Source organism: Thermus scotoductus DSM 8553 (assembly GCF_000381045.1).
GTDB lineage: Bacteria > Deinococcota > Deinococci > Deinococcales > Thermaceae > Thermus > Thermus scotoductus.
Genome location: NZ_KB905732.1, coordinates 99,351 through 118,902, shown reverse-complemented (window position 1 = coordinate 118,902; position 19,552 = coordinate 99,351). Strand labels below are relative to the sequence as shown.

Annotated in this window: 20 protein-coding genes, 2 tRNA genes and 1 pseudogene; 17 read left to right on the top strand and 6 right to left on the bottom strand. The window is 64.6% G+C overall.

Annotated features, from left to right (window positions below; all coding sequences use genetic code 11):
- The 3 genes from F604_RS0102770 to F604_RS0102760 all read left to right on the top strand — a co-directional run.
- Positions 1 to 279: transposase (locus tag F604_RS0102770; protein ID WP_019550329.1), on the top strand; the 279-nt coding region annotated here is incomplete at its 5' end.
- A gap of 174 nt (positions 280 to 453) precedes the next feature.
- Entirely contained in the window at positions 454 to 1,062 is a 609-nt protein-coding gene (locus F604_RS0102765; RefSeq protein WP_248644108.1) for a C39 family peptidase, read from the top strand.
- A complete protein-coding gene (locus F604_RS0102760; protein WP_019550327.1) occupies positions 1,053 to 1,784 on the top strand; it encodes a hypothetical protein in 732 nt (243 codons plus the stop codon). The genes F604_RS0102765 and F604_RS0102760 overlap by 10 nt, the downstream gene beginning before the upstream one ends.
- Before the next feature lie 2 nt (positions 1,785 to 1,786).
- Here F604_RS0102760 and F604_RS0102755 read toward each other — a convergent pair whose 3' ends face one another.
- Both F604_RS0102755 and F604_RS13500 read right to left on the bottom strand, forming a co-directional pair.
- Positions 1,787 to 2,530, bottom strand: a complete 744-nt coding sequence (locus F604_RS0102755; protein ID WP_018111708.1) for a hypothetical protein — start codon at positions 2,528 to 2,530, stop codon at positions 1,787 to 1,789.
- A gap of 32 nt (positions 2,531 to 2,562) precedes the next feature.
- Positions 2,563 to 3,454: pseudogene (locus tag F604_RS13500) on the bottom strand (transposase family protein).
- Positions 3,455 to 3,535: 81 nt separating this feature from the next.
- Here F604_RS13500 and F604_RS0102745 point away from each other — a divergent pair.
- Positions 3,536 to 5,272, top strand: a complete 1,737-nt coding sequence (locus F604_RS0102745; protein ID WP_019550326.1) for a GNAT family N-acetyltransferase — start codon at positions 3,536 to 3,538, stop codon at positions 5,270 to 5,272.
- Here the strand turns inward: F604_RS0102745 and F604_RS0102740 are convergent.
- Positions 5,238 to 5,603, bottom strand: coding sequence for an ASCH domain-containing protein (locus F604_RS0102740; RefSeq protein WP_015717877.1), 366 nt, complete (start codon positions 5,601 to 5,603; stop codon positions 5,238 to 5,240). The genes F604_RS0102745 and F604_RS0102740 overlap by 35 nt on opposite strands.
- 23 nt (positions 5,604 to 5,626) lie before the next feature.
- On the opposite strand from F604_RS0102740, the gene nth reads away from it, so the two are divergent.
- The 4 genes from nth to F604_RS0102720 all read left to right on the top strand — a co-directional run bounded on the left by nth (position 5,627) and on the right by F604_RS0102720 (position 10,351).
- A complete protein-coding gene (gene nth, locus F604_RS0102735) occupies positions 5,627 to 6,280 on the top strand; it encodes an endonuclease III (RefSeq protein ID WP_015717876.1) in 654 nt (217 codons plus the stop codon).
- Between the two features lie 40 nt (positions 6,281 to 6,320).
- The gene (locus F604_RS0102730) at positions 6,321 to 7,466 is read left to right on the top strand and encodes an MFS transporter (protein WP_019550325.1); all 1,146 of its coding nucleotides are present in this window, start codon (positions 6,321 to 6,323) and stop codon (positions 7,464 to 7,466) included.
- Positions 7,467 to 7,495: 29 nt separating this feature from the next.
- Positions 7,496 to 8,710 carry a molybdopterin molybdotransferase MoeA gene (locus F604_RS0102725; protein WP_019550324.1) on the top strand — a complete coding sequence of 405 codons (1,215 nt, stop codon included), beginning with the start codon at positions 7,496 to 7,498 and terminating at the stop codon, positions 8,708 to 8,710.
- 75 nt (positions 8,711 to 8,785) lie between these two features.
- The gene (locus F604_RS0102720) at positions 8,786 to 10,351 is read left to right on the top strand and encodes a DEAD/DEAH box helicase (protein ID WP_019550323.1); all 1,566 of its coding nucleotides are present in this window, start codon (positions 8,786 to 8,788) and stop codon (positions 10,349 to 10,351) included.
- Positions 10,352 to 10,430: 79 nt separating this feature from the next.
- Here the strand turns inward: F604_RS0102720 and F604_RS0102715 are convergent.
- Positions 10,431 to 10,507: transfer RNA gene (locus tag F604_RS0102715), tRNA-Arg, on the bottom strand.
- 158 nt (positions 10,508 to 10,665) lie between these two features.
- On the opposite strand from F604_RS0102715, the gene F604_RS0102710 reads away from it, so the two are divergent.
- From F604_RS0102710 to fba, 6 genes are read left to right on the top strand one after another with little or no spacing between them, the layout of a single operon-like run.
- On the top strand, positions 10,666 to 10,899 hold the full coding sequence (locus tag F604_RS0102710; RefSeq protein ID WP_015717872.1) for a DUF433 domain-containing protein: 234 nt from the start codon (positions 10,666 to 10,668) through the stop codon (positions 10,897 to 10,899).
- Positions 10,896 to 11,153, top strand: a complete 258-nt coding sequence (locus F604_RS11820; RefSeq protein ID WP_019550322.1) for a DUF5615 family PIN-like protein — start codon at positions 10,896 to 10,898, stop codon at positions 11,151 to 11,153. Before F604_RS0102710 ends, F604_RS11820 begins: the two co-directional genes overlap by 4 nt.
- Positions 11,154 to 11,210: 57 nt before the next feature.
- A complete protein-coding gene (gene tkt, locus F604_RS0102700; RefSeq protein WP_019550321.1) occupies positions 11,211 to 13,166 on the top strand; it encodes a transketolase in 1,956 nt (651 codons plus the stop codon).
- A 30-nt stretch (positions 13,167 to 13,196) separates the two neighbouring features.
- Positions 13,197 to 14,060 (top strand): phosphoribulokinase, encoded by an 864-nt coding sequence (locus F604_RS0102695; RefSeq protein WP_019550320.1) that lies wholly within the window; start codon positions 13,197 to 13,199, stop codon positions 14,058 to 14,060.
- Positions 14,061 to 14,069: 9 nt separating this feature from the next.
- The gene (rpe, locus tag F604_RS0102690; protein WP_019550319.1) at positions 14,070 to 14,738 is read left to right on the top strand and encodes a ribulose-phosphate 3-epimerase; all 669 of its coding nucleotides are present in this window, start codon (positions 14,070 to 14,072) and stop codon (positions 14,736 to 14,738) included.
- The gene (gene fba / locus F604_RS0102685; protein WP_019550318.1) at positions 14,719 to 15,642 is read left to right on the top strand and encodes a class II fructose-1,6-bisphosphate aldolase; all 924 of its coding nucleotides are present in this window, start codon (positions 14,719 to 14,721) and stop codon (positions 15,640 to 15,642) included. Before rpe ends, fba begins: the two co-directional genes overlap by 20 nt.
- Positions 15,643 to 15,730: 88 nt before the next feature.
- Here fba and F604_RS0102680 read toward each other — a convergent pair.
- A tRNA-Pro gene (locus F604_RS0102680) sits at positions 15,731 to 15,807 on the bottom strand.
- Positions 15,808 to 15,864: 57 nt separating this feature from the next.
- On the opposite strand from F604_RS0102680, the gene F604_RS0102675 reads away from it, so the two are divergent.
- On the top strand, positions 15,865 to 16,182 hold the full coding sequence (locus F604_RS0102675) for a cupin domain-containing protein (protein WP_019550317.1): 318 nt from the start codon (positions 15,865 to 15,867) through the stop codon (positions 16,180 to 16,182).
- Positions 16,183 to 16,224: 42 nt separating this feature from the next.
- Entirely contained in the window at positions 16,225 to 17,499 is a 1,275-nt protein-coding gene (locus tag F604_RS13180) for a sensor histidine kinase (protein WP_019550316.1), read from the top strand.
- Here F604_RS13180 and F604_RS0102665 read toward each other — a convergent pair.
- Positions 17,467 to 18,639, bottom strand: a complete 1,173-nt coding sequence (locus F604_RS0102665; protein ID WP_019550315.1) for an MFS transporter — start codon at positions 18,637 to 18,639, stop codon at positions 17,467 to 17,469. The two genes, F604_RS13180 and F604_RS0102665, sit on opposite strands and share 33 nt — an antisense overlap.
- Before the next feature lie 36 nt (positions 18,640 to 18,675).
- Here F604_RS0102665 and F604_RS0102660 point away from each other — a divergent pair, with 36 nt between their 5' ends.
- Positions 18,676 to 19,530 (top strand): NAD(P)H-dependent flavin oxidoreductase, encoded by an 855-nt coding sequence (locus F604_RS0102660; protein WP_020700620.1) that lies wholly within the window; start codon positions 18,676 to 18,678, stop codon positions 19,528 to 19,530.
- The last annotated feature ends 22 nt before the right edge of the window (positions 19,531 to 19,552 follow it).

Sequence of the window (19,552 nt, the reverse complement as noted above, 5' to 3'; positions counted from 1 at the left end):
CGGTTCTACGGGTACCCCAAGGTGCTTTGGCCGTACCTGCGGAGCACCAACCTGATGGAGCGGTTTATCCGGGAAGTGCGGCGGGGGACGAAGGTGCGGGACCACAAGTTTCCTAAGGAAGAGGCGGTGTACAAGCTTCTTTACCTGGAGTCGGAGAGGCAGGAAGGGAGGTGGGCAGAACGGAAACTAAAGGGGTTCTCGGAGGTGAAGGAGGTGCTGGAGAAGATGCTTCAGGAGCGGTATGCCCCCCGTACACAGACTCTTACACATAACTCTTGACACGACCCTGAGCCTTAGCCTTTGATGATTTTCTTGTCAGATCGAACACCAGGCTGGTTCTACTCAGGATGGCTAGGGTGGAGCTAAGAGGTAACACAGGAAGGCGTAAGTCAAAAGATGGCTTGTGTCCCCGCGGCTCCTATATTGCATCTCATCCTCCCACTTCTCTTCTGGGTGTTTTTTGCCGAAGCAAGTGCCCTGTCTTCTTATCGCACCCTTCGCTACACCCACGTCGTCGGCCAGACGGACTGGTACACCTGCGGCGCGGCGGCGGTGGCCACGCTGCTCACCCACTACTATGACGACCCGGCCACGGAAAGCGAGGTCCTGGAGGTGGCCGTCCGTGAGACGGAGGCCTCGGGGAAGGACCCGCGGGAGGGGCTTACCGCCCTTTCCTTGAAGCGGTACCTGCAGGGGCGGGGGTACGAGGTGAAGGCCTACCGGGTGGACCTGGAGGGGCTCGCCGACTACTTCCGCCGCGGAGGGCTTCCGGTCATCGGCCACGTCACCAAGCCCCAGCTCCACTTTCTGGTGATCGCGGGCATCGTGGACCCGCCTGGGGGCGGCCCTGCCCAGGTGCTCCTCGCCGACTCCTCGTGGGGCCGGCGCATCGTACCCATAGAGGCCCTAGTGACGGAGAAGGGCTTCTCCGGGGTCATCCTGCTGGCCCTTCCCCGGTCGGCGGCCCAGATGGGGCGGGTAAGGGCCAACCAGGAGGCGGAGCTCTCCTGGGCGCTTTCCCGGCTTCGCCGGCTGGAGGCCCTCGGGGGGAGGTGGCCTTGAGGCTTCTGCCCCTCTTCCTGGCCTTCGCCGCCTGGGCCCTGGCCCAGGTGGACCCCTTGCGCCCGGCGGAGGAGCCCCCCCTGGGCTACCGCCTCACCCTCTCCTACGCCCCCTCTGCCCTCCAAGGGGTGGGGGCGGACGAACGGGGTCCCTACGCTTTCCTGCGGGTGGGGCACGGATTGAGCCTGTCCTTGGGTCTCAGCTACCGGGTGGCTCCAGACCTCTTCCTGGAGGGCAGGCTGGGGGGCGGCTACACCCTCTTTGGGGAGAGGCGGGACTACGGGGAGGCAGGGGAAGTCCTCTGGCGAGGGGAGGGCAGGCCTTCCCTTGGGGTGGGGCTGGCCTACCGGTTTCCCGACCTCTGGGGCCGCCCCCGGGTGCGCCTGGGGCTGGGGTACCCCTGGGCCCTGGAAGGGGAGGCCAGTGGGAGCCTCCTCAGGGATCCGGTGGTGGCCACCTGGGCCCTGGGGGTCTCCTACCCCCGGGGCGGTGTGCCTCTCCTGGGGCTGGGCTTGGGCTTATCCCTGGTGGCCAACGAGGTGTGGAGCCTAGGGCTTGGGACCTCCCTCTCCCTGCCTCTGGGGCTGGAGCCCCCCGGGGGAGCCCTCCTCCTGCGGGCGGGGTACGCCCTGGACCCCGAAGGGAAGGGAGAGGTGGGGGTGTGGGTAAGGTACGGCGACGGGGGCTTTGCCCTAGGCCTGGAACTCACGGGCCCCCTCTAGCCTCAGCGGAATAGGGCTTCCTCCAGGGGGAGGCTCACCTGGGCTTCCAGGGTTTCTCCCCGGGAGAAGAGGACCCACCGGTCCCCCGTCCGGAGGTAGCCCTCCGACCTCACGGGATAGCCCGCGCTCCCCTCCTTCCGAAGGTCCCGGTAGAGGGTCAGGGTCTCCATCCCGAGCACGGGGGAGAAGTGCCCCTCCCCCACCACCTTCCCTTCCTGTACGTAGACCTCTCCCTCGTAGGGTTTAGCCTCCAGCACTCCCTTGGGGAGACAGGCGTGGGACCGGCGCGCCACCCGGTAGGCCTCCGCCTCGCTGCCATCGGGGAGGGTCACTTTCCCCAGGGAAGCCACCTCGTCATAACCGAAGGCGGCCCCGGTGAAGCCTGTCTGCCAGGCGAAGATGAGCTCCAGGAAGAGGCGGTCGTCCAGGGGGGTTTCCCTGCCGTCCGGGAGGCGGAGGAACTGGCGCTCCCGGGTGTAGACCAGGGTGGCGGGCGCCTTCTCGCCCTCGGGGGCGATCTCCAGGCGAAGGCGGCAACCGCCGAGGTCAAGGTAGGTCCGGATCCGCAAGACCTGCGTTTCCTGGCCCTCGGGGGTGAAGTAGACTACCCGGTCCAGGCCCTGGTAGGTCTTGCCCCTCCAGTCGCCGAAGGCGGCCTTGAGGGCGGATTCCACCGCTTCCTTGGGGGACTGGGTGAGGGCCAACGGGCTGAACAAGGCCAGAATCAGGGCAAGGGATCGTTTCATGGTATGAGCTTAACATTCCTTCGTGTGCTACCTCATAGCTCCACCCCGGCCATCTTCAGGAGCACCCGGCTACGGATGAGGTTGTGAACGAGCAGGATGAGGTTCACCCGGGCCACCAGACCCCAGTAGGACCGCGCTTCTATCCGATGAAGCCCCAAAGACCGGACCATCACGCTGAAGCGGGTCTCTATCCAGTTCCTGACCCTCCCCATCCACTCTCTCCACCCCGTCTCCACCACCTTCCCTCCCCTGACCCGATAGGGCGGGGTCTTGACCCCCTGGACCCAGCGGAAGCCCCGGTCCCCCAAGACCGCGGGCAGACCGTCCAGCAGGTCCCTCCCCCAGGTCTCCCGGGCATTTCCGGGGAGAAGGGCCCAGCGAAAAAAGAGGCCCCGCTCGTTCATCACCGGCATGAGAACGTAGCCCGCGAAAGCCCCCAGGGGTCCCACCCCCACGGCGGCCTCAGGAAGAGAGAGGCCGTGAATCCGGTGGCCGTGAGCCAGGGGGATGGGTTTAAGGTCCACCACCTGCAGGAGGCCTTTTCCCCCGGAGAGCCTCATGGCCAGGTGAGCCAACAGCCCCTGGGCCTTCTGAAGGACCCGGTAGAAGCGAGAGCTGCTTCCCCGAAGGGGAACATCTTGGGGTGGGGGAGGGAGGGGAAGTAGGCCTTGAGGGTGGTCTTGGCGGCCAGGTAGCCTTTGGCGAGGTCCTGGCCCTGGAGGAGCAAAAAGATGGCGAGGGTCAGGAGCTCGGCCAGGGTGGCTTTCTGGTGCTTTTGCTTTGGGGGGAGCTTGAAGCCTTGGGCCTGCAGGGCCTTCAGTTCGTCATCTACCCAGATGTAGGTAGCCACCAGAAGGGTCTCTGCGTCAAGATAGTAGGTCAGCCAAAGGCTACGTTCTGGGGGTGCTCACGATCTTGCCGCATGGCACCCCCTCTTTTTTCACACCCCGAGGGTCTAGGTCAAGTAGCACACGAAGGCATTAAGTGGGGTACCATGGGGGCACGATGCGCGTCTTGGGGCGGAGGGTTTACTGGCGCTGGTTTGGGGAGGTTTTCCTCGAGGGGGGCCTGAGGCTTCGCATGACCGGGGATGCGGCCAAATGGCTTCGCCCCGCGGACCGGGTCAGGCTGGCCACGGAATACCGCAAACCCCTTCTGGACTTTGACGAGTACGCCCTCGAGGGGGCTTTCCCCTTGTGGCCTTTATTTTCCAGGGCGCTGGACCACGTGAGGGAAAGCCCCTTAGGGGGCGAGGTGTACCGCTACCGCCTCCGTGCGCGGGAGGCCATGTATGAGGCCGATTTCGAGGCCATCGCCGAGTTGGAGCAGTACCACTATGCCTCGGAGAAGGAGGTGGTGGCCCTATGGGTCTGCCCCCGCTGTGGCGAGACCCTCTTCGCCAACACCAAACCCCTTTGCGAATGCGGGGGGGAGGCCCGGCTAAAGGAGATCAGGGGTTCTACCCCGGCCAGCCGCTTCCTCATCCTGGAGCTGGTGGAGCGCTTACCCTTTGAGCCCAGGATCCTGGGCTATGTGCGTTTGGACCCCCCCATTCCCCGGATGCACCGCAGGGTTCCTGGGGGCGTGGAGCGGAACATCCGGGAGCGCATCTTTCCCAAGGACTGGTTCCACCCGACCTTTGAGGGCGGGAAGGACTGGGAAAGCGCTCTGGACCGGGTGCACACCGCCGCCAGCCGCATCGCCCGGGTGGTGGTGCACCCCGACTACCGCTCGGAGGGCCTGGGGGCTCTTTTGGTGGAGCTGGCTTTGGCCTGGGTGAAGGAGCGGGCTGTACCCGAGGGAAGGCGGGAGAAACACCTGGTGTACACCGTGGCCCAGATGGCCCGCTACCACCCCTTTTTTGAGAAGGTGGGCTTCCGCTACCTCTTCGACACCGCCTCGGGAAGGCCCGTGCTGGCCTATCCCCTTACGGAGGAGGCGGAGCACTACCTGGATCGGTTTTTGAAGGAAGACCCTTACGCCAGGGCTCATGGGGGAAGGCTTTTCGTTTCCCGTTTCGGGAGGGTGAGGGGGCTTCCGGGGTCCATCCGGCTGGTGGGGGTTCGTAAAGGCTACCGGAGCCACCTGGACCTTTCCGACCTTTCCCCAGAGGTGCAGGAAACCCTTGCCGCCTTCGGGGTCAAGGCCCGGGTGTTGGAGCGGGCGATCCTTAGGGAGGCGGACCTCGAGGTTCCCCCGGGCAGCGTGGTGGCCCTGGCCGGGGCCAGCGGAGCGGGGAAGACCACCCTCCTTCGCCTCCTCCTGGGGGAGCCCCCGGATGGGGGAGAGGTGGAGGTACCCGAGGGCAGGCGGGTGGCCTATATCCCTGGGGAGCGGGAGGTGGACCTGGGCCAGGAGCCCCTCTTGGAGCGGCTTTACCGCCAGCTTCAGGATGTGGGGGCGGCCATTGAGGTGTTAAACCGGGTGGGGCTTTCCGACGCCGTGCTCTACCGGGCCAGGCCGAAGGAGCTTTCCACGGGCCAGCGGGAGCGCTACCGCTTGGCCCTCCTCCTGGCCCAGCGCCCCGACCTCCTCCTGATCGACGAGTTTGCCGCTCACCTGGACGTGCCCACCGCCAGGCGGGTGGCCCTGGGTCTTGGGAAGCTGGTGCGCCAGGCGGGGATCACCCTGGTGGTGGCCACCCACCGCCAGGAGGTGATCGCTTCCTTGGACCCCGACCTCCTGGTCTTCGTGGGGTACGGGGGGCTTATGGCCATACCTCGGAAAGATCCACGAACATGACCCTACCGGGCTTTTTGGGTATGAGGAGGGGTTTTTCGTAGCGGAAGGCGTTGTGCAAAACCCAGGCGTAAAGGGGCTGTTCCCCGGCATAGGCCCTGAGAAAGGCTTCCTCCGCCAGGTGCTTTTCCGGGTGGGCCAGAAGCTCCTCCACGGTGAAGGGGCCCTGCACGTCCAGCAGGTTCGCCTGGCCGATGAGATACCCTCCGGTGATGATCCCCAAGGGACCCCGGTGTCGGGTCTGGCGTTTGCGGATCTCCCAGGTCTTCCTTCCGTCCACGATGAAGCTGGCGTAGGGCTCCCGCACGATGAGGCCCAGCTTGGGCTTTTCCACGCCTTCATTGTAGAGTAGACCCCGTGGGTTGCCCTAAGGAAGGGCAAAAGGAGAAGAAAGCGCGGGCCTTGGCCATCCTGAAGGCCCTGAAGGCGGCGTATCCGGGGGCTAAAACGGAGCTAAAGCACAATAACCCCTTCCAGCTTTTGGTGGCCACGGTGCTTTCTGCCCAGGCCACGGACAAAAGCGTAAACGAGGCCACCCCGGCCCTCTTTGCCCGTTTCCCCGATCCCCAGGCCCTAGCCAAGGCGACTCCCGAGGAGGTGGAGCCCTATATCCGGCGCATCGGTCTTTACCGCACTAAGGCCAAAAACCTGGTGGCCCTGGCCCGGAGGCTGGTGGAGGAGCATGGGGGGGAGGTGCCGAGGGATAAAAAGGCCCTGATGAAGTTGCCCGGGGTGGGTTGGAAGACGGCTACCGTGGTCCTGGGAGCGGCCTTCGGCGTGCCGGGTATCGCCGTGGACACCCATGTGGCCCGCCTGGCGCGGAGGCTTTGCCTTTCCCTGGCCAAGGCTCCCGAAAGGATTGGGGCCGAACTGGAGGCCCTTTTCCCCAAGGAGGAGTGGGTGTTCGTCCACCACGCCCTGGTCCTTCACGGGCGGTACGTGTGCCTGGCCCGTAAGCCCCGGTGCGGGGCCTGTTCCCTGGCGCCTCACTGCCCATGCCGACAGGGGTAGGGGCCTTGGATCCGGGCTTGTTTCCTCGGAGAAGGGTTTTGTGAAGTATATACTCGGTTCACCAGCCTATCGCTTCCTCGCGGCCAGCTTCCTCTGGTCCTTCGGGGCTAACCTCATCTACTTTTTCCTGAACTTTCACCTCGAGGGCCTGGGCTTTAGCCGCCAGGCCATTGGGTTCGCCCAGGCCCTTTTGCTCCTGGTGGGCGTGGTCTTTGCCCTGCCTCTGGCCTACCTCATCCCCCGCCTGGGCTACCGGAAGAGCTTTCTTCTGGCTTTGGCCCTGGCGGTGGGAAGCGGGCTTCTTTTGGGGTTTGGTCTGCTGGTGTTCCCCTCGTTGGCGGGGTACGGGCTGGCGGGAGCCTTGGTGCAGGGGGCGGGGGCACCTCTCATGGCCCGGTTGATCCCTGCCGAGAGGCGGGTTTCCCTTTTCAGCTTGCAAGCAGCCCTTACCACTGCCTCGGGGTTTTTCTCCACCTTGCTTGCCGGGTTCCTTTCCGAATGGGTGGGGGCCAGGTGGGTGATCCTCTTCGCCCTTCCCTTTTTCCTCCTGACGCTTCCCTTTCTGGTTGGCCTTCCCGAAGGGCAGGGAACGCCCCCGAGGCTTGCGGGGCGGTTTGGGATTTGGCTGCGCCTCTTTTTGCCCCAGGCGGTGATCGGGTTTGGGGCCGGGCTGGTCATCCCCTTCTTGAACCTGTACCTTCGGGAAAAGTTTGGCCTCAGCTACGGAACCACGGGGCTGGTCTTCGCCCTTTCCGCCTTGGCTACTGGGGTGGCCATGTTGCTCCAGCCCCTTCTGGTGCGCCGGCTTGGGAAACTGGGGGCCATCGTGTTCGTGCAGGCCTTGTCCCTGCCCTTTATGGCCATCCTGGCCTGGGTCCCTTGGCTACCCCTGGTTACCGTGGCCCTCCTCATCCGGGGAGCCCTTATGAACGCTGCCGGGCCTGTGTACGCCGCCTTGGTGGTGGACTACCTGGGGGAAGACGAGCGCCCGGGCTTCTTCCTGATGGAGTCCGCCCTCTGGAGCCTTCTCTTCGCCTTGGGGGGTGTCTTGTCCGGCATGGTGCAGGAGGCCTGGGGCCTTGTCGCCTTCAACTACCTCTTTGCCCTTACCCTGGGCCTTTACGCCGTGGGGATCGCCCTTTGGCCGTGGACCTTTGGCCGCGCCTACCGGGAATCTTCTTCCTGAGGCCTTGGCCTTTGCCCTAGACTGGGCCTATGCGCACGGGCATCAGCGTGGAGGAAGCGTTGGAGCTGGTCCTGGCGGAGGCCAAAGGGGAGCTTCCCGTGGAGGAGGTACCCCTGAAGGAAGCCTATGGCCGTGTCCTGGCGGAGGACCTGGTTTCCTTGGTGAACCATCCCGACCAGGACGACACGGCCATAGACGGGTACGCCTGCCGGCAGGAGGATGCCCTGGGGGCAAGCCGGGAGAACCCGGTGCGCCTCAGGGTCATCGGGCAGTCGCCGGCGGGAAGGCCCTTTGCCGGACGGGTGGGGAGGGGGGAGGCGGTGGCCGTCTACACCGGTGCCCCCATCCCCGAGGGGGCGGATGCCGTCATCCGGGTGGAGGACACCCGGCGGGAAGGGGATTACGTGCTCCTCTTCGCCCCGGCGAGCCCCAAGGACATCCGGCCCCAGGGGGATGACCTAAGGAAGGGAGAAGTGTACCTGCGCCGGGGGGACCTCCTCACCCCGGGAAGGCTGGGCCTGGCGGCGGCCATGGGCTACCCGCGCCTTAAGGTCTTCCGGCGCCCCCGTGTGGGCATCCTTTCCACGGGGGATGAGGTGGTGGAGCCAGGGGAGCCCCTGCCCTTTGGGGGGGTTTATAACTCCAACGCCTACAGCCTTCTGGGACTGGTAAAGGAGGCGGGAGGTGAGCCTGTTCTCCTGGGCAAGGTGGAGGACCAGCCGGAGAGGGTATTGGAAAAACTGGAAGCTGCGGGGCCTCTGGACCTTCTCCTTACCTCCGGGGGGGTATCCATGGGGGAGTACGATGTGGTGCGTAAGGTTTTGGAGACAGCGGGGGAAGTGGTCTTCTGGAAGGTGAAGCAGCAGCCTGGGGGGCCCCTGCTCCTGGCCCGTTTGGGTGGGCTTCCCATCCTTGGGCTTCCGGGAAACCCGGTTTCCAGCATGGTTACCTTCTTCCTCTACGGCAGACCCTTCCTTTTCCGGCTCCAGCGCCGCACCGACTCCCCTTACCGCTCCCTCGAGGCCAGGGTCCTTACCCCCTTTAAGGGCGCCCAGGGCAAAAAGGTCTTCCGCCGCGGGGTGCTCTCCTTTGAGGGGGAGATTGTGGTGCGCACCACCGGGAGCCAGTCCAGCGGGGTCTTGCGCTCCATGGCCTTGGGCAACGCCCTGGTGGTCCTCCCCCCCGACCGGGATGCCAGGGAAGGGGAAAGGGTGGAGGTCATTCCCTTGACATTCGTGCTCTAGTTCACTAAACTTGAAAGGTTTACGGGCTTTGCCCCTCCTTTTCGGGCGCGGGTGGGGCCCGGGAAGCGAGAGAGAATGGAGTTCAAAGATTTTCCCCTGAAGGACGAGATTAAGGAAGCTCTTTTGCGCCGGGGCATCACCGCCCCCACCCCCATCCAGGCGGCGGCCTTGCCCCTGGCCCTCGAGGGCAAGGACCTCATCGGCCAGGCCCGCACGGGCACCGGCAAGACCCTGGCCTTCGCCCTGCCCATCGCGCAAGGCCTCGAGGCCTCCAAGGAGCGGGGCCGCCTCCCCAGGGCCTTGGTGCTGACCCCCACCCGGGAGCTGGCCCTCCAGGTTTCCGGGGAGTTGCAGGCGGTGGCCCCCCACCTCAAGGTGGTCACGGTGTACGGGGGCACGGGCTACGGCAAGCAGAAGGAGGAGCTTACCCGGGGGTGCGATGTGGTGGTGGTCACCCCTGGGCGGGCCCTGGATTACCTGAGGCAAGGGGTGTTGGACCTTTCCCGGGTACAGATCGCTGTCTTGGACGAGGCCGATGAGATGCTCTCCATGGGCTTTGAGGAGGAGGTGGAGGCCATCCTCTCCGCCACCCCCAAGGAGCGCCAGACCCTTCTCTTCTCCGCCACCCTGCCCTCCTGGGCCAGGAAGCTGGCGGAGCGGTACATGAAAAGCCCCGTGGTCATCAACGTGGTGCGGGAGGAGGGCATCACCTACCAGGAGGAGGCTATTCCCGCCCCTGGGGACCGCCTTTCCCTCCTGTCCGATGTCCTTTTTGTCAAAGCCCCCAAGCGGGCCATCGTCTTCACCCGTACCAAGGCGGAAACCGAGGAGGTGGCCACGGGGCTTCTTCGCCTCGGGCACCCGGCGCGGGCCATCCACGGGGATCTTTCCCAGACGGACCGGGAAAGGGTCATGAGGGCCTTTCGGGAAGGGGAAGTAAGGGTTCTGGTGGCCACGGATGTGGCCGCCCGGGGCCTGGATATCCCGGAGGTGGACCTGGTGGTGCACTACCGCTTCCCCGACAAGCCGGAGACCTACCAGCACCGTTCGGGGCGCACGGGCAGGGCCGGGCGGGGGGGTGAGGTGGTGATCCTCTACGGCCCCCGGGAAAGGCGGGAGCTTTCCGAGCTGGAAAGGGCCGTGGGCCGCACCCTCAAGCGGGTGAATCCCCCCACGCCCGAGGAAGTCCTCGAGGCCAAGTGGCACCATCTCCTGGCCCGTCTGGCCCGGGTACCCGAGAGGGACTACAAGCTGTACCAGGATTTCGCCAGCCGTCTGTTCGCCGAGGGGCGGGTGGAGGTGGTGGCGGCCCTCATGGCCCTTCTCCTGGGCGGGGCACCCAAGGAGAAAAGCCTTCTTACCGGCGAGGAGGGCTGGCTTACCTTCAAGGCCACGGGGCCCAGGCTCACCCTGCCCCGGCTGGTGGCCCTCTTGAAGGAAGCGGGCCTCGAGGTGGGCAAGATCGCCCAGGGAGAGGAGGGCTTTTACGTGGACCTCCGCCCCCAGGACCTGCCGAGGCTTTCCGAGGTGCAGGGGGTGAAGCTGGAAAGGGCTAAGCGGGTGGAGGTTCTCCCTGAAGCCTATGCGGGTGCTGCCTCCCGGGGGGGATCGCCTCGAGGCCGCCGCACCAGCCGCTTCTAATACCACCCCACCCTGGCGAAGCCAGGGCGGGGGCCCCGGCAAAAATCAAGGGCCCGCCCCCCAGGGGGGCGGGCTTTCTTGGTGCGCCCGGAGGGATTCGAACCCCCGGCCTAGGGCTTAGGAAGCCCCCGCTCTATCCTGCTGAGCTACGGGCGCCCACACCTAGGTGCTTTGCCCGTAGGGCAAACACACTTAAGGATTCTAGCAGCCCTGGGGGGCCAAGGCAAGCGGATGGTCCTCGGGTAAGGGAGCGATTTGGAAAACACCTTTGCTATCCGCTGCCGAGAGGTTCGGGGTGGTATACTGGAGGACATATGGAAGCCTGGGTCATCAGGGATCCCGAGGTGATGCTGGGCAAGCCCGTGGTGGCCGGTACCCGGATCACCGTGGAGGAGATCCTCCGCCGTTTGGCTGCTGGGGAAACACCCGAGGAGGTTCTAGCTGCCCACCCCCGCCTTACGCCAGAGGGTCTGAGGGCAGCGTTGCTCTATGCAGCCGAAACCCTCGGGGCAGAGGTGTACTACCCGGTCCCTGATAAGGTGGCGTGAAGATTCTCGCTGACGAAGAGGTAGACGCCCCGATTGTGGCACGGCTACGGGCTGAGGGTCACGAGGTTCTGTACGTGGCTGAGCTGGCCCCTGGGTTGAGAGATCAGGAGGTGGTGGCCTTAGCCAGCAGACTATGGGCACTCGGGGTTTCCCCTGAAAGCTGGCCCGGAGCCTCGGCAAGGAGGAAGGGGGGCGGAAGAGGGTATAGTCTTTCACCGGGGGAAACGGGGTTCTACATAAGCCCCGGCTTATAGTAGGGCTCCCTGGCTCCGCTTGTGCCCTCCTTCACGGGGGCGTACCCTGGAGGCAACATGACCGAGACCAAGGACCTCACCCGCCTTTCGGTGAACGCCATACGGTTTTTGGCCATAGATGCCGTGGAAAAGGCCAAAAGCGGCCACCCCGGTATGCCCATGGCCATGGCCCCCCTGGCTTATCTCCTTTACCGGGAGGTCATGCGCCACAATCCTTTGAACCCCACTTGGCCCAACCGCGACCGCTTCGTGCTATCGGCGGGCCATGGCTCCATGCTCCTCTATGCGGTCTTGCACCTTACGGGCTATGACCTCTCCTTGGACGAGATCAAACGCTTCCGCCAGTGGGGCTCCAAGACCCCGGGCCACCCCGAGTACGGCCACACCCCAGGGGTGGAGGTAACCACCGGCCCCCTGGGCCAGGGTATATCCACCGCCGTGGGCTTGGCGTTGGCGGAAAGAAAGCTGGCTGCGGAGTTCAACCGCCCAGGGTACCAGGTGGTGGACCATTACACCTACGTGTTGGCCTCGGATGGGGATTTGATGGAGGGGGTTTCCGGGGAAGTCAGCTCCTTGGCGGGCCACTGGAGGCTATCCAAGCTCATCGTGTTTTGGGACGATAACCATATCTCCATTGACGGCCCCACCGATTTGGCCTTCACTGAGGACGTTTTGGCCCGCTACCGGGCCTATGGCTGGCACACCCAGAGGGTGGAGGATGCCAACGACCTCGAGGCTCTCCGCCACGCCATCCGCCTGGCCCAGCTGGACGAAAGGCCTTCCCTCATCGCCGTGCGGAGCCACATCGGCTACGGCTCCCCCAAGCAGGACTCCCCCAAGGCCCACGGGGAGCCCTTGGGTCCGGAGGCGGTGGAGGCCACCCGCAAGAACCTGGGTTGGCCCTATCCCCCCTTTGAGGTACCCCAGGAGGTCTACCGGCACATGAACATGTGGGAAAAGGGAAAGGCCTGGCAGGAAGCTTGGGAACAGCTTATGGAGGCCTACGCTAAGGCCTATCCTGACCTCCACCAGGAGCTTGTGCGCCGTCTGAAGGGCGAACTCCCCTCCCTTCCCGAGGAACCCCCAGCCTTTGACAAGCCCGTGGCCACCCGGGCAGCCAGCGGTAAGGCTCTGGATGCCATCGCCCCCAGGATGCCCGAGCTTCTTGGTGGGAGCGCTGACCTCACTCCTTCCAACAACACCCAGGCCCAGGGCATGGCGGACTTCTCCCCCCAAAACCCCACCGGGCGCTATATCCACTACGGGGTGCGGGAGCATGGGATGGGGGCCATTCTGAACGGCTTGAACCTGCACGGGGGCTACCGGGCCTACGGAGGCACCTTCTTGGTCTTCTCCGATTACATGCGCCCGGCCATCCGCCTGGCGGCCCTCATGGGCACCCCCACGGTCTTCGTCTTCACCCACGACTCCATCGCCCTGGGGGAGGATGGCCCCACCCACCAGCCCGTGGAGCACCTCATGAGCCTGAGGGCCATGCCCAACCTCTGGGTCATCCGCCCCGCCGATGCCTATGAGACCTTCTACGCCTGGCAGGTGGCCTTAAAGCGCAAGGAGGGCCCTACCGCCCTGGTGCTCACCCGCCAGGCCGTCCCCCTCCTTTCCCCGGAAAAGGCCAAGGGAGCCCTGAAGGGAGGGTACATCCTCGAGGATGTGGAGAATCCTGAGGGGGTCCTGGTGGCCACGGGAAGCGAGGTGCACCTGGCCTTGAAGGCCAGGGCCCTTTTGGCGGAGAAGGGCCGCCGGGTGCGGGTGGTGAGCCTGCCTTCCTTTGAACTCTTTGCCGCCCAGCCGGAGGAGTATAGGCGGGAGGTGCTTCCTCCAGGCCTCCCCACCGTGGCGGTGGAGGCGGGGGCTACCCTGGGCTGGGAGCGGTACGCCCACAAGGTGGTGGGTCTGGACCGCTTCGGCGCCAGCGCCCCTTACCCTGAGGTCTACGAGAAGCTGGGCTTCACCCCGGAAAGGGTGGCGGGGGCCTTGGAAGAACTCCTATGAGGTTTAGGGTGGATCCATGCCGGCACCGCCGTGGGCAAGCTGGAAGGCGACTCCAACAAGTACGACCGCAAGCAGCGCAAGGAGCTGGGCATCACCCCCTTGAACCCGGAGTGCAACTACATGGACATCATGGATCAGCACGTGAGGCTTCTTTACGAGGGGGAACCCATCCTGAAGCCGGTGTACAACCACTCCACGGGTACCTTTGACCCGCCGGTATACATTCCTGCCCCCCGGGCGGTGGAAGAGGAGGGTAGGCTTATCCCCCGGGTGGTGATCCTGGAAGGGCTCCTTATCCTTTTTTCCCCGGCCTTGAGGAGCCGCTACCACCTCACCGTCTACCTGGACCCCGAGGAGGAACTCAGGCGGGAGTGGAAGGTGAAACGGGATGTGGCCAAGCGGGGCTACACCCCGGAGGAGGTCATCGCCGACATCGAAAGGCGCATGCCCGACTCCCGGGCCTTTATCTGGCCGCAGAAGGAGCATGCGGACATCATCGTGCGCTTCTACCGGCCCGCTGGCTACGATCCGGAAAACCCCAGCACTCTGAACGTGAGGATCACCTTCAAGCACACCCTGCCCCGCCTGGATCTTTCCGAGGTGCTTCACTCCGCCTACGAGGACGAGGCCCTGATCCGCCTGGAAACCCGGAAGGAAGCCGATATCCTGGATATCACCGGCAACATTCCCCCTGAGCGGGCCCTTGCTTTTGAGCACATCATCTGGGACCACCTGGGCCATCACGTGGAGCACTTTGCCCCCAGCCTGGTGGGCACCTTCCTGGACAAGGCCGGGCAGAGCTACCCCCTGGCCCTGACCCAGCTCATCATCGCCTACTATCTGGTTAAGATGCGGGAGCTGGCCATCGAGCGGGGGCACCTGCGGGTGGCCTAGGGGGAAAGGATGCTGAAGTTTGCGCCCTCCATCCTCACGGCGGACCTGGCGAGGCTTAAGGACCAGATAGAGGAGGCCGAGGCGGCTGGGGTGGACTGGATCCATCTGGACGTCATGGACGGGGTTTTCGTTCCCAACCTCACCTTCGGGCCCCTTTTGGTGGAGGCGGTGCGGCGGGTTACCTCCTTGCCCTTGGATGTGCACCTGATGATTGTGCAGCCCGAGCGGTACCTGGAGGACTTCGCCCGGGCGGGGGCCGACGTCATCACCGTGCACTTTGAGGCCACCCCGCACGCCCACCGGGCGGTGCAGAAGGTGAAGGAGCTGGGGAAGAAGGCGGGGCTTGCCATCAACCCCGCCACGCCCCTCGAGGCCTTTGAGCCCCTGTTGCCCGAGCTGGACCTGGCCCTCCTCATGAGCGTGAACCCGGGGTTTGGGGGGCAGAGGTATATTCCCACCTCCACGGGAAGGCTTCGCCGGCTCAAGGAGATGCGGGATAGGCTGAACCCCTCCTGCCTCATTGAGGTGGATGGGGGCGTGAACCGGGATACCGTGGCCGAGGTGTACCGGGCGGGTGCGGACGTGGCCGTGGCGGGAAGCGCTCTTTTCAACAGACGGCCCGTGGCTGATAACCTTAAGGAGCTAAAGGAGGTGCTTTATGCCCTTGGCGATAGGTAAAGAGGTTTTGGACAAGGCGCGGCGGGAAGGCTATGCTGTACCCGGCTTCAACACCAACAACCTGGAGATCACCCAGGCCATTCTGGAGGTGGCCGAGGAGGTGCGGGCCCCGGTCTTCATCCAGATCTCGGACGGGGCCAGGAAGTACGCTGGGATGGAGAACCTGGCCAACCTGGTGAAGGACATGGCGAGCCGGGTGCGGGTGCCCGTGGTCCTTCACCTGGACCACGGGGCCGACTTCAAGATGGTGATGCAGGCCCTGAGGGCGGGCTTTACCAGCGTGATGATCGACGTCAGCCACCATCCCTTTGAGGAGAACGTGGCCGAAACCAAGAAGGTGGTGGAGGCGGCCCATGCGGTGGGGGTGAGCGTGGAGGCGGAGCTGGGCCGGATTCAGGGCATTGAGGACAACATCCAGGTGTCCGAGGCGGAGGCCTTCCTCACCGACCCCGATGAGGCGGAGCGCTTCGTGGCGGAAACGGGGATCGACTACCTGGCCATCGCCATCGGCACCAGCCACGGGGCCTACAAGGGGAAGGGCCGGCCCTACATCGACCACAAGCGCCTCGAGGAGATCAGCCAGCGGGTTTCCATTCCCCTGGTGCTCCACGGGGCGAGCGGGGTTCCCACCTGGCTTAAGGAGAAGCTCTTGGCCACGGGGGCCGAGCTCAAGGAGGCCACGGGCATCCACGACGAGGACATCAGGAAAGCTATCCCCAACGGCATCGCCAAGATCAACATCGACACCGACCTGCGCCTGGCCATGACCCTGGGGATCCGCGAGGTGGTGGTGGGGAACCCCAAGGAGTTCGACCCCCGGAAGATCATCGGCAAAGGTCGGGACTACCTCAAGCAGGTGATCCGGGAGAAGTTTGAACTGATGGGCACGGTGGGCCGGGCATAATACCACCCCACTCTGCCGCTAGGCAGAGTGGGGACCCCGGAAAAGGCCCAGAGAAAAGTTAAGCCCCGCCTAGCTAGGCGGGGCCTTTTGGTCGGGGAGGCCGGATTTGAACCGACGACCACACGCACCCCAAGCGTGTGCGCTACCAGGCTGCGCTACTCCCCGGCGCGCAAAGGTTAGTGTAGTGCCCCACTTAGGCTTTCGTCAAGTAGACTTGGGGCCATGGAGATTAAGGACCTGCGGAGTCTCGTGCGCTATAACCCGGAGAAAATGGCCAAAATCCCGGTTTTTGAATCCGACAAGATGTTCTTTGACCTTTACGCCCTCCTTCCTGGTCAGGCGCAAAAGACCCACACCCACGAGGGTTCCGATAAGATCTACTACGTGCTGGAAGGGGAAGTGGTGGTACGCATCGGGGAGGAGGAGGCCCTTTTGGCCCCGGGGATGGCGGCTTTGGCCCGTTCAGGGGAGGCCCACGGCGTGCGCAACGAGTCGGCGAACCCGGCCCTCCTCCTGGTGGTGATGGCTCCTAGGCCTTAGGTTTTCACAGGCTTTTCAAGGGCCTCGAGTAGCGTGGAGTAGATGGTAAAGGCCCCGCCCGCTCACCTAGGGTTTCTGGCGGAGGTCCTCCGCCGCTACCCGGTGCGGGTTTTCTTCCGGGGTGAGGTCCTTCCCGAGGGGCCCTTGCGGGGCGAGAAACTTTTTGAAGAAGGGGACCTCGCCCTTTACTGGGAAGGACCGCCCCCTTCCCGGGAGGTCCAGGAGGCCCTGCGGCTTCTCCTTCAGGTCTTTCGGGAGGTTTTGGAGCTAAAGGAGCGGGAGCTCGCCCTCCTAAGAAGCCAGGAGGAAAGCGCAAGGCTTCTGGGTCTCCTCCTCCACGAGATCAAGAACCCCTTGATGAGCGTTCTGGGAGCCTTGGAGCTTGCCTTAGAGACCGAAGGTCTTCCCCAGGAAGGCAAGGAACTTCTGGCCATTGCCGAAAAGAGTGCCCGTCGTATTCAAGAGCTTCTGCAGAAAGCTCAGGAATACCTACGCCTGGGCCAGGGGGTTCGGCTCAAAAGCGAGCGGGTAGACCTAAAGGCCCTTCTCCGCCAGGTGGCCGACGAGATACGGCCTTTGGCCCGCAGGAAGGGAATCCAGCTCCGCTTGGTCCTGCCGAAACGGGAGGCCTGGGTGTATGGGGACCGGGAATGGCTTTACCAGGCTGTGCTGAACGTCCTTAACAATTCGGTGAAATACACCCCGGAAGGGGGGCGGGTGGCAGTGCGCCTTCTTGTGGGGCAGGACCAGTATGGGATGGCTATTTCCGATACGGGTCCAGGTATTCCCCAGGAGGAGCAGGCCAGGGTCTTTGAGCCTTTTTACCGGGCCTCCACCCGGGGGGAGGTGGAGAACCGCTGGCACCGGGGGCTATGGGAGGTGCTTTGGAACCACCGCATCATGCTCTTCAACCCCCGGTATGGTCGGTTGGGCCTGGTGGCCATGCCCTACTTCCTCCTCTTTGAGGCCTTGGGTCCGGTGGTGGAGGTCCTGGGGTATGTGAGCCTACCCCTTTTTGCTGCCCTAGGCCTCCTTAACCCCCCTTTCGCCCTCCTCTTCCTTCTCTTCGCCCTGGGGTATGGGGTTTTGCTCTCCCACCTGGCCGTGGGGGTGGAGACCCCCCTCCTTAAGCGCTACCCTAGCCTGGGGGAGCGCCTGAGGCTTCTCCTCCTGCCCTTCCTCGAGGTCTTGGGCTACCTGCAGGTCCTGGCCCTGGAGCGCTTCTTGGCCACCTTCCAGGTGTGGCGCAAGCGGGGGGTTTGGGGGGAGATGAGAAGGAAGGGGCTAGAGCCTTCGCAGGAGAAGGACCACGCCTAACCGTAGGCCCAAGGAGAGCAGGATAGGGAGATGATAAGGGCTTGGTCCCACGCCCAGGCTGGCAACGCCTCCCGCTATTACACTTCCGGCAAGTCCGCCTAGACCCATGGCTAGCCAGAAGAGGACGAGGTAGCCGTTCCGACCTTCCCGAGGAGCCTGGGCCAAGACGGCGTTGACCAAAGCGGTGCCCAGGCCGCTCCAGGCCAGGGCGTCAGCAAGGGCAGAGAGCCATATGGGCCAGGGAAGGGCTGAAGAGCCCAAAAGCCAAAGGCCGGGCATAAGGGCTGCCACCATTCCCGTGCGGAAGAGAACCACCTTGTGCCCCTCGCGGTCGGCTACCCGTCCCCACATGGGACCGAACAAGAGGCCGCTGGTGGCGGAGATCACCGTCCATAGGCCCACTTCGGTCATGGACAAACCGCCAACCCTTATGAAATAGGGCACCACGTAGGGCCCCCCAACCATAACTGCTCCATACCACAGGAAGACGAGGACCAGGTACCGCCGGTAGGCTAGGTCCCGCCAGGCTATCCCGAGGGCCTTCCAGGCCGGGGGAGGTGGGGACTCCGGGGGCTCGGATTGCAGGCGGAGAAGCAAGACGGAAAGAAGGCCTGCGCCTACTCCCACAAGGAGGATGACTTGGTAGCCCGTGGGGGGCGGGAGGCGATCGGCCACCATGCCTCCCATGAGGTTCCCCAAGGTACCCACCAGGCCCAAGAGGGCATTCCTGAAGCCGAAGTAGCGCCCCCGCCTTCCCTCCGCCACCAGATCGGCCATCCAGGAGAGCCAAAGCACGCCCACGGGAGCGGCTAGAAGCTGGGAAAGCCCGGCAAAGAGGAGAAGGCTCGGTACCCTTAGGTCCTCCGGAAGAAAGCCAGCCAAGACAGCGGGCAGAAAGAGCAAGCGGGCTAGAAAGTTCAGCCGCACCACTAGGGCCTTGCGGCTTCCCCGTAGGAAAAGGGCCAGTGGAGCCAGGAGCTGGGCCAGGAAGGGAAGGGCCCCCAGGAGGGCCAAGGCCTGGGGGGAGGCCCCCAGAGCCAGGGCATACCCGGTGACGATCACCCCTGTGCTCCAGTTGAGGAAGAGGATGGCCAGGGCTCCTTCCCAGATGGAAAGCCTTAGGGAGCGTTCCGGTTCCACCCCATGATTATCCTTGAACCCAGTAAAATCTCTCCCATGGAAACCGCTATCACCCGCATGCTGGGTATCCGCTACCCCATCGTGGCGGCCCCCATGTTTTTGGTCTCGGGGGCTAGGCTCCTTAAGGCGGTGGCCGAGGCTGGGGCCATCGGGGTCATCCCCAGCTTGAACTTCCGAACCCATGCGGCTTTCCGGGAGTTCCTGGAGAGCTTTCCCCAGGGCCTGCCCTTTGGGGTTAACCTGATCCTCAAGGACAACCCCCGCCTCGAGGAGGACCTAAAGGCCGTGGTGGAACGCCGGGTACCCTTGGTGGTCACCTCCTTGGGGGATCCTACCCGGGTGGTGGAGCGGGTCAAGGCCTATGGTGGCGTGGTCTGGTGCGACGTGGTGGGGTTAAGGCATGGAAGAAAGGCCGTGGAAGCCGGGGCCGATGCCCTGGTGGCGGTGGCCAGTGGGGCTGGGGGGCATGCCGGGATGGTGAGCCCCTTTGTCCTCGGGCCCTGGCTTAGGGAGGAACTCGGGGTGCCGGTGCTCATCGCTGGAGGCATCGCCACAGGAAGGCAGCTTCTCGCCGCCTTGGCCCTGGGGGATGCTGCCTATATCGGCACCCGCTTCATCGCCACCCTGGAGTCCGAGGCCCCCTTGGAGTACAAGGAAGCCCTCTTGAGGGCCACTCCTGAGGACATCCAGTACACCCCGGAGGTGACCGGGGTGCCCGCCAACTTCCTCAAGGAATCCCTGGAGCGCTTCCGCCAGGGTGGGGGCAAGGCCTGGAAGGAAGTTTATTCCGCCGGGCACGGGGTGGCCTTCATCCGGGATCTCCCTTCCGCCAAGGAGGTGGTTGCCCGGCTGGTGGCCGAGTACCAGGAGGCCAAGCAAAGCCTGCCCTGATTCCATATCGGGGGTTTTCGCC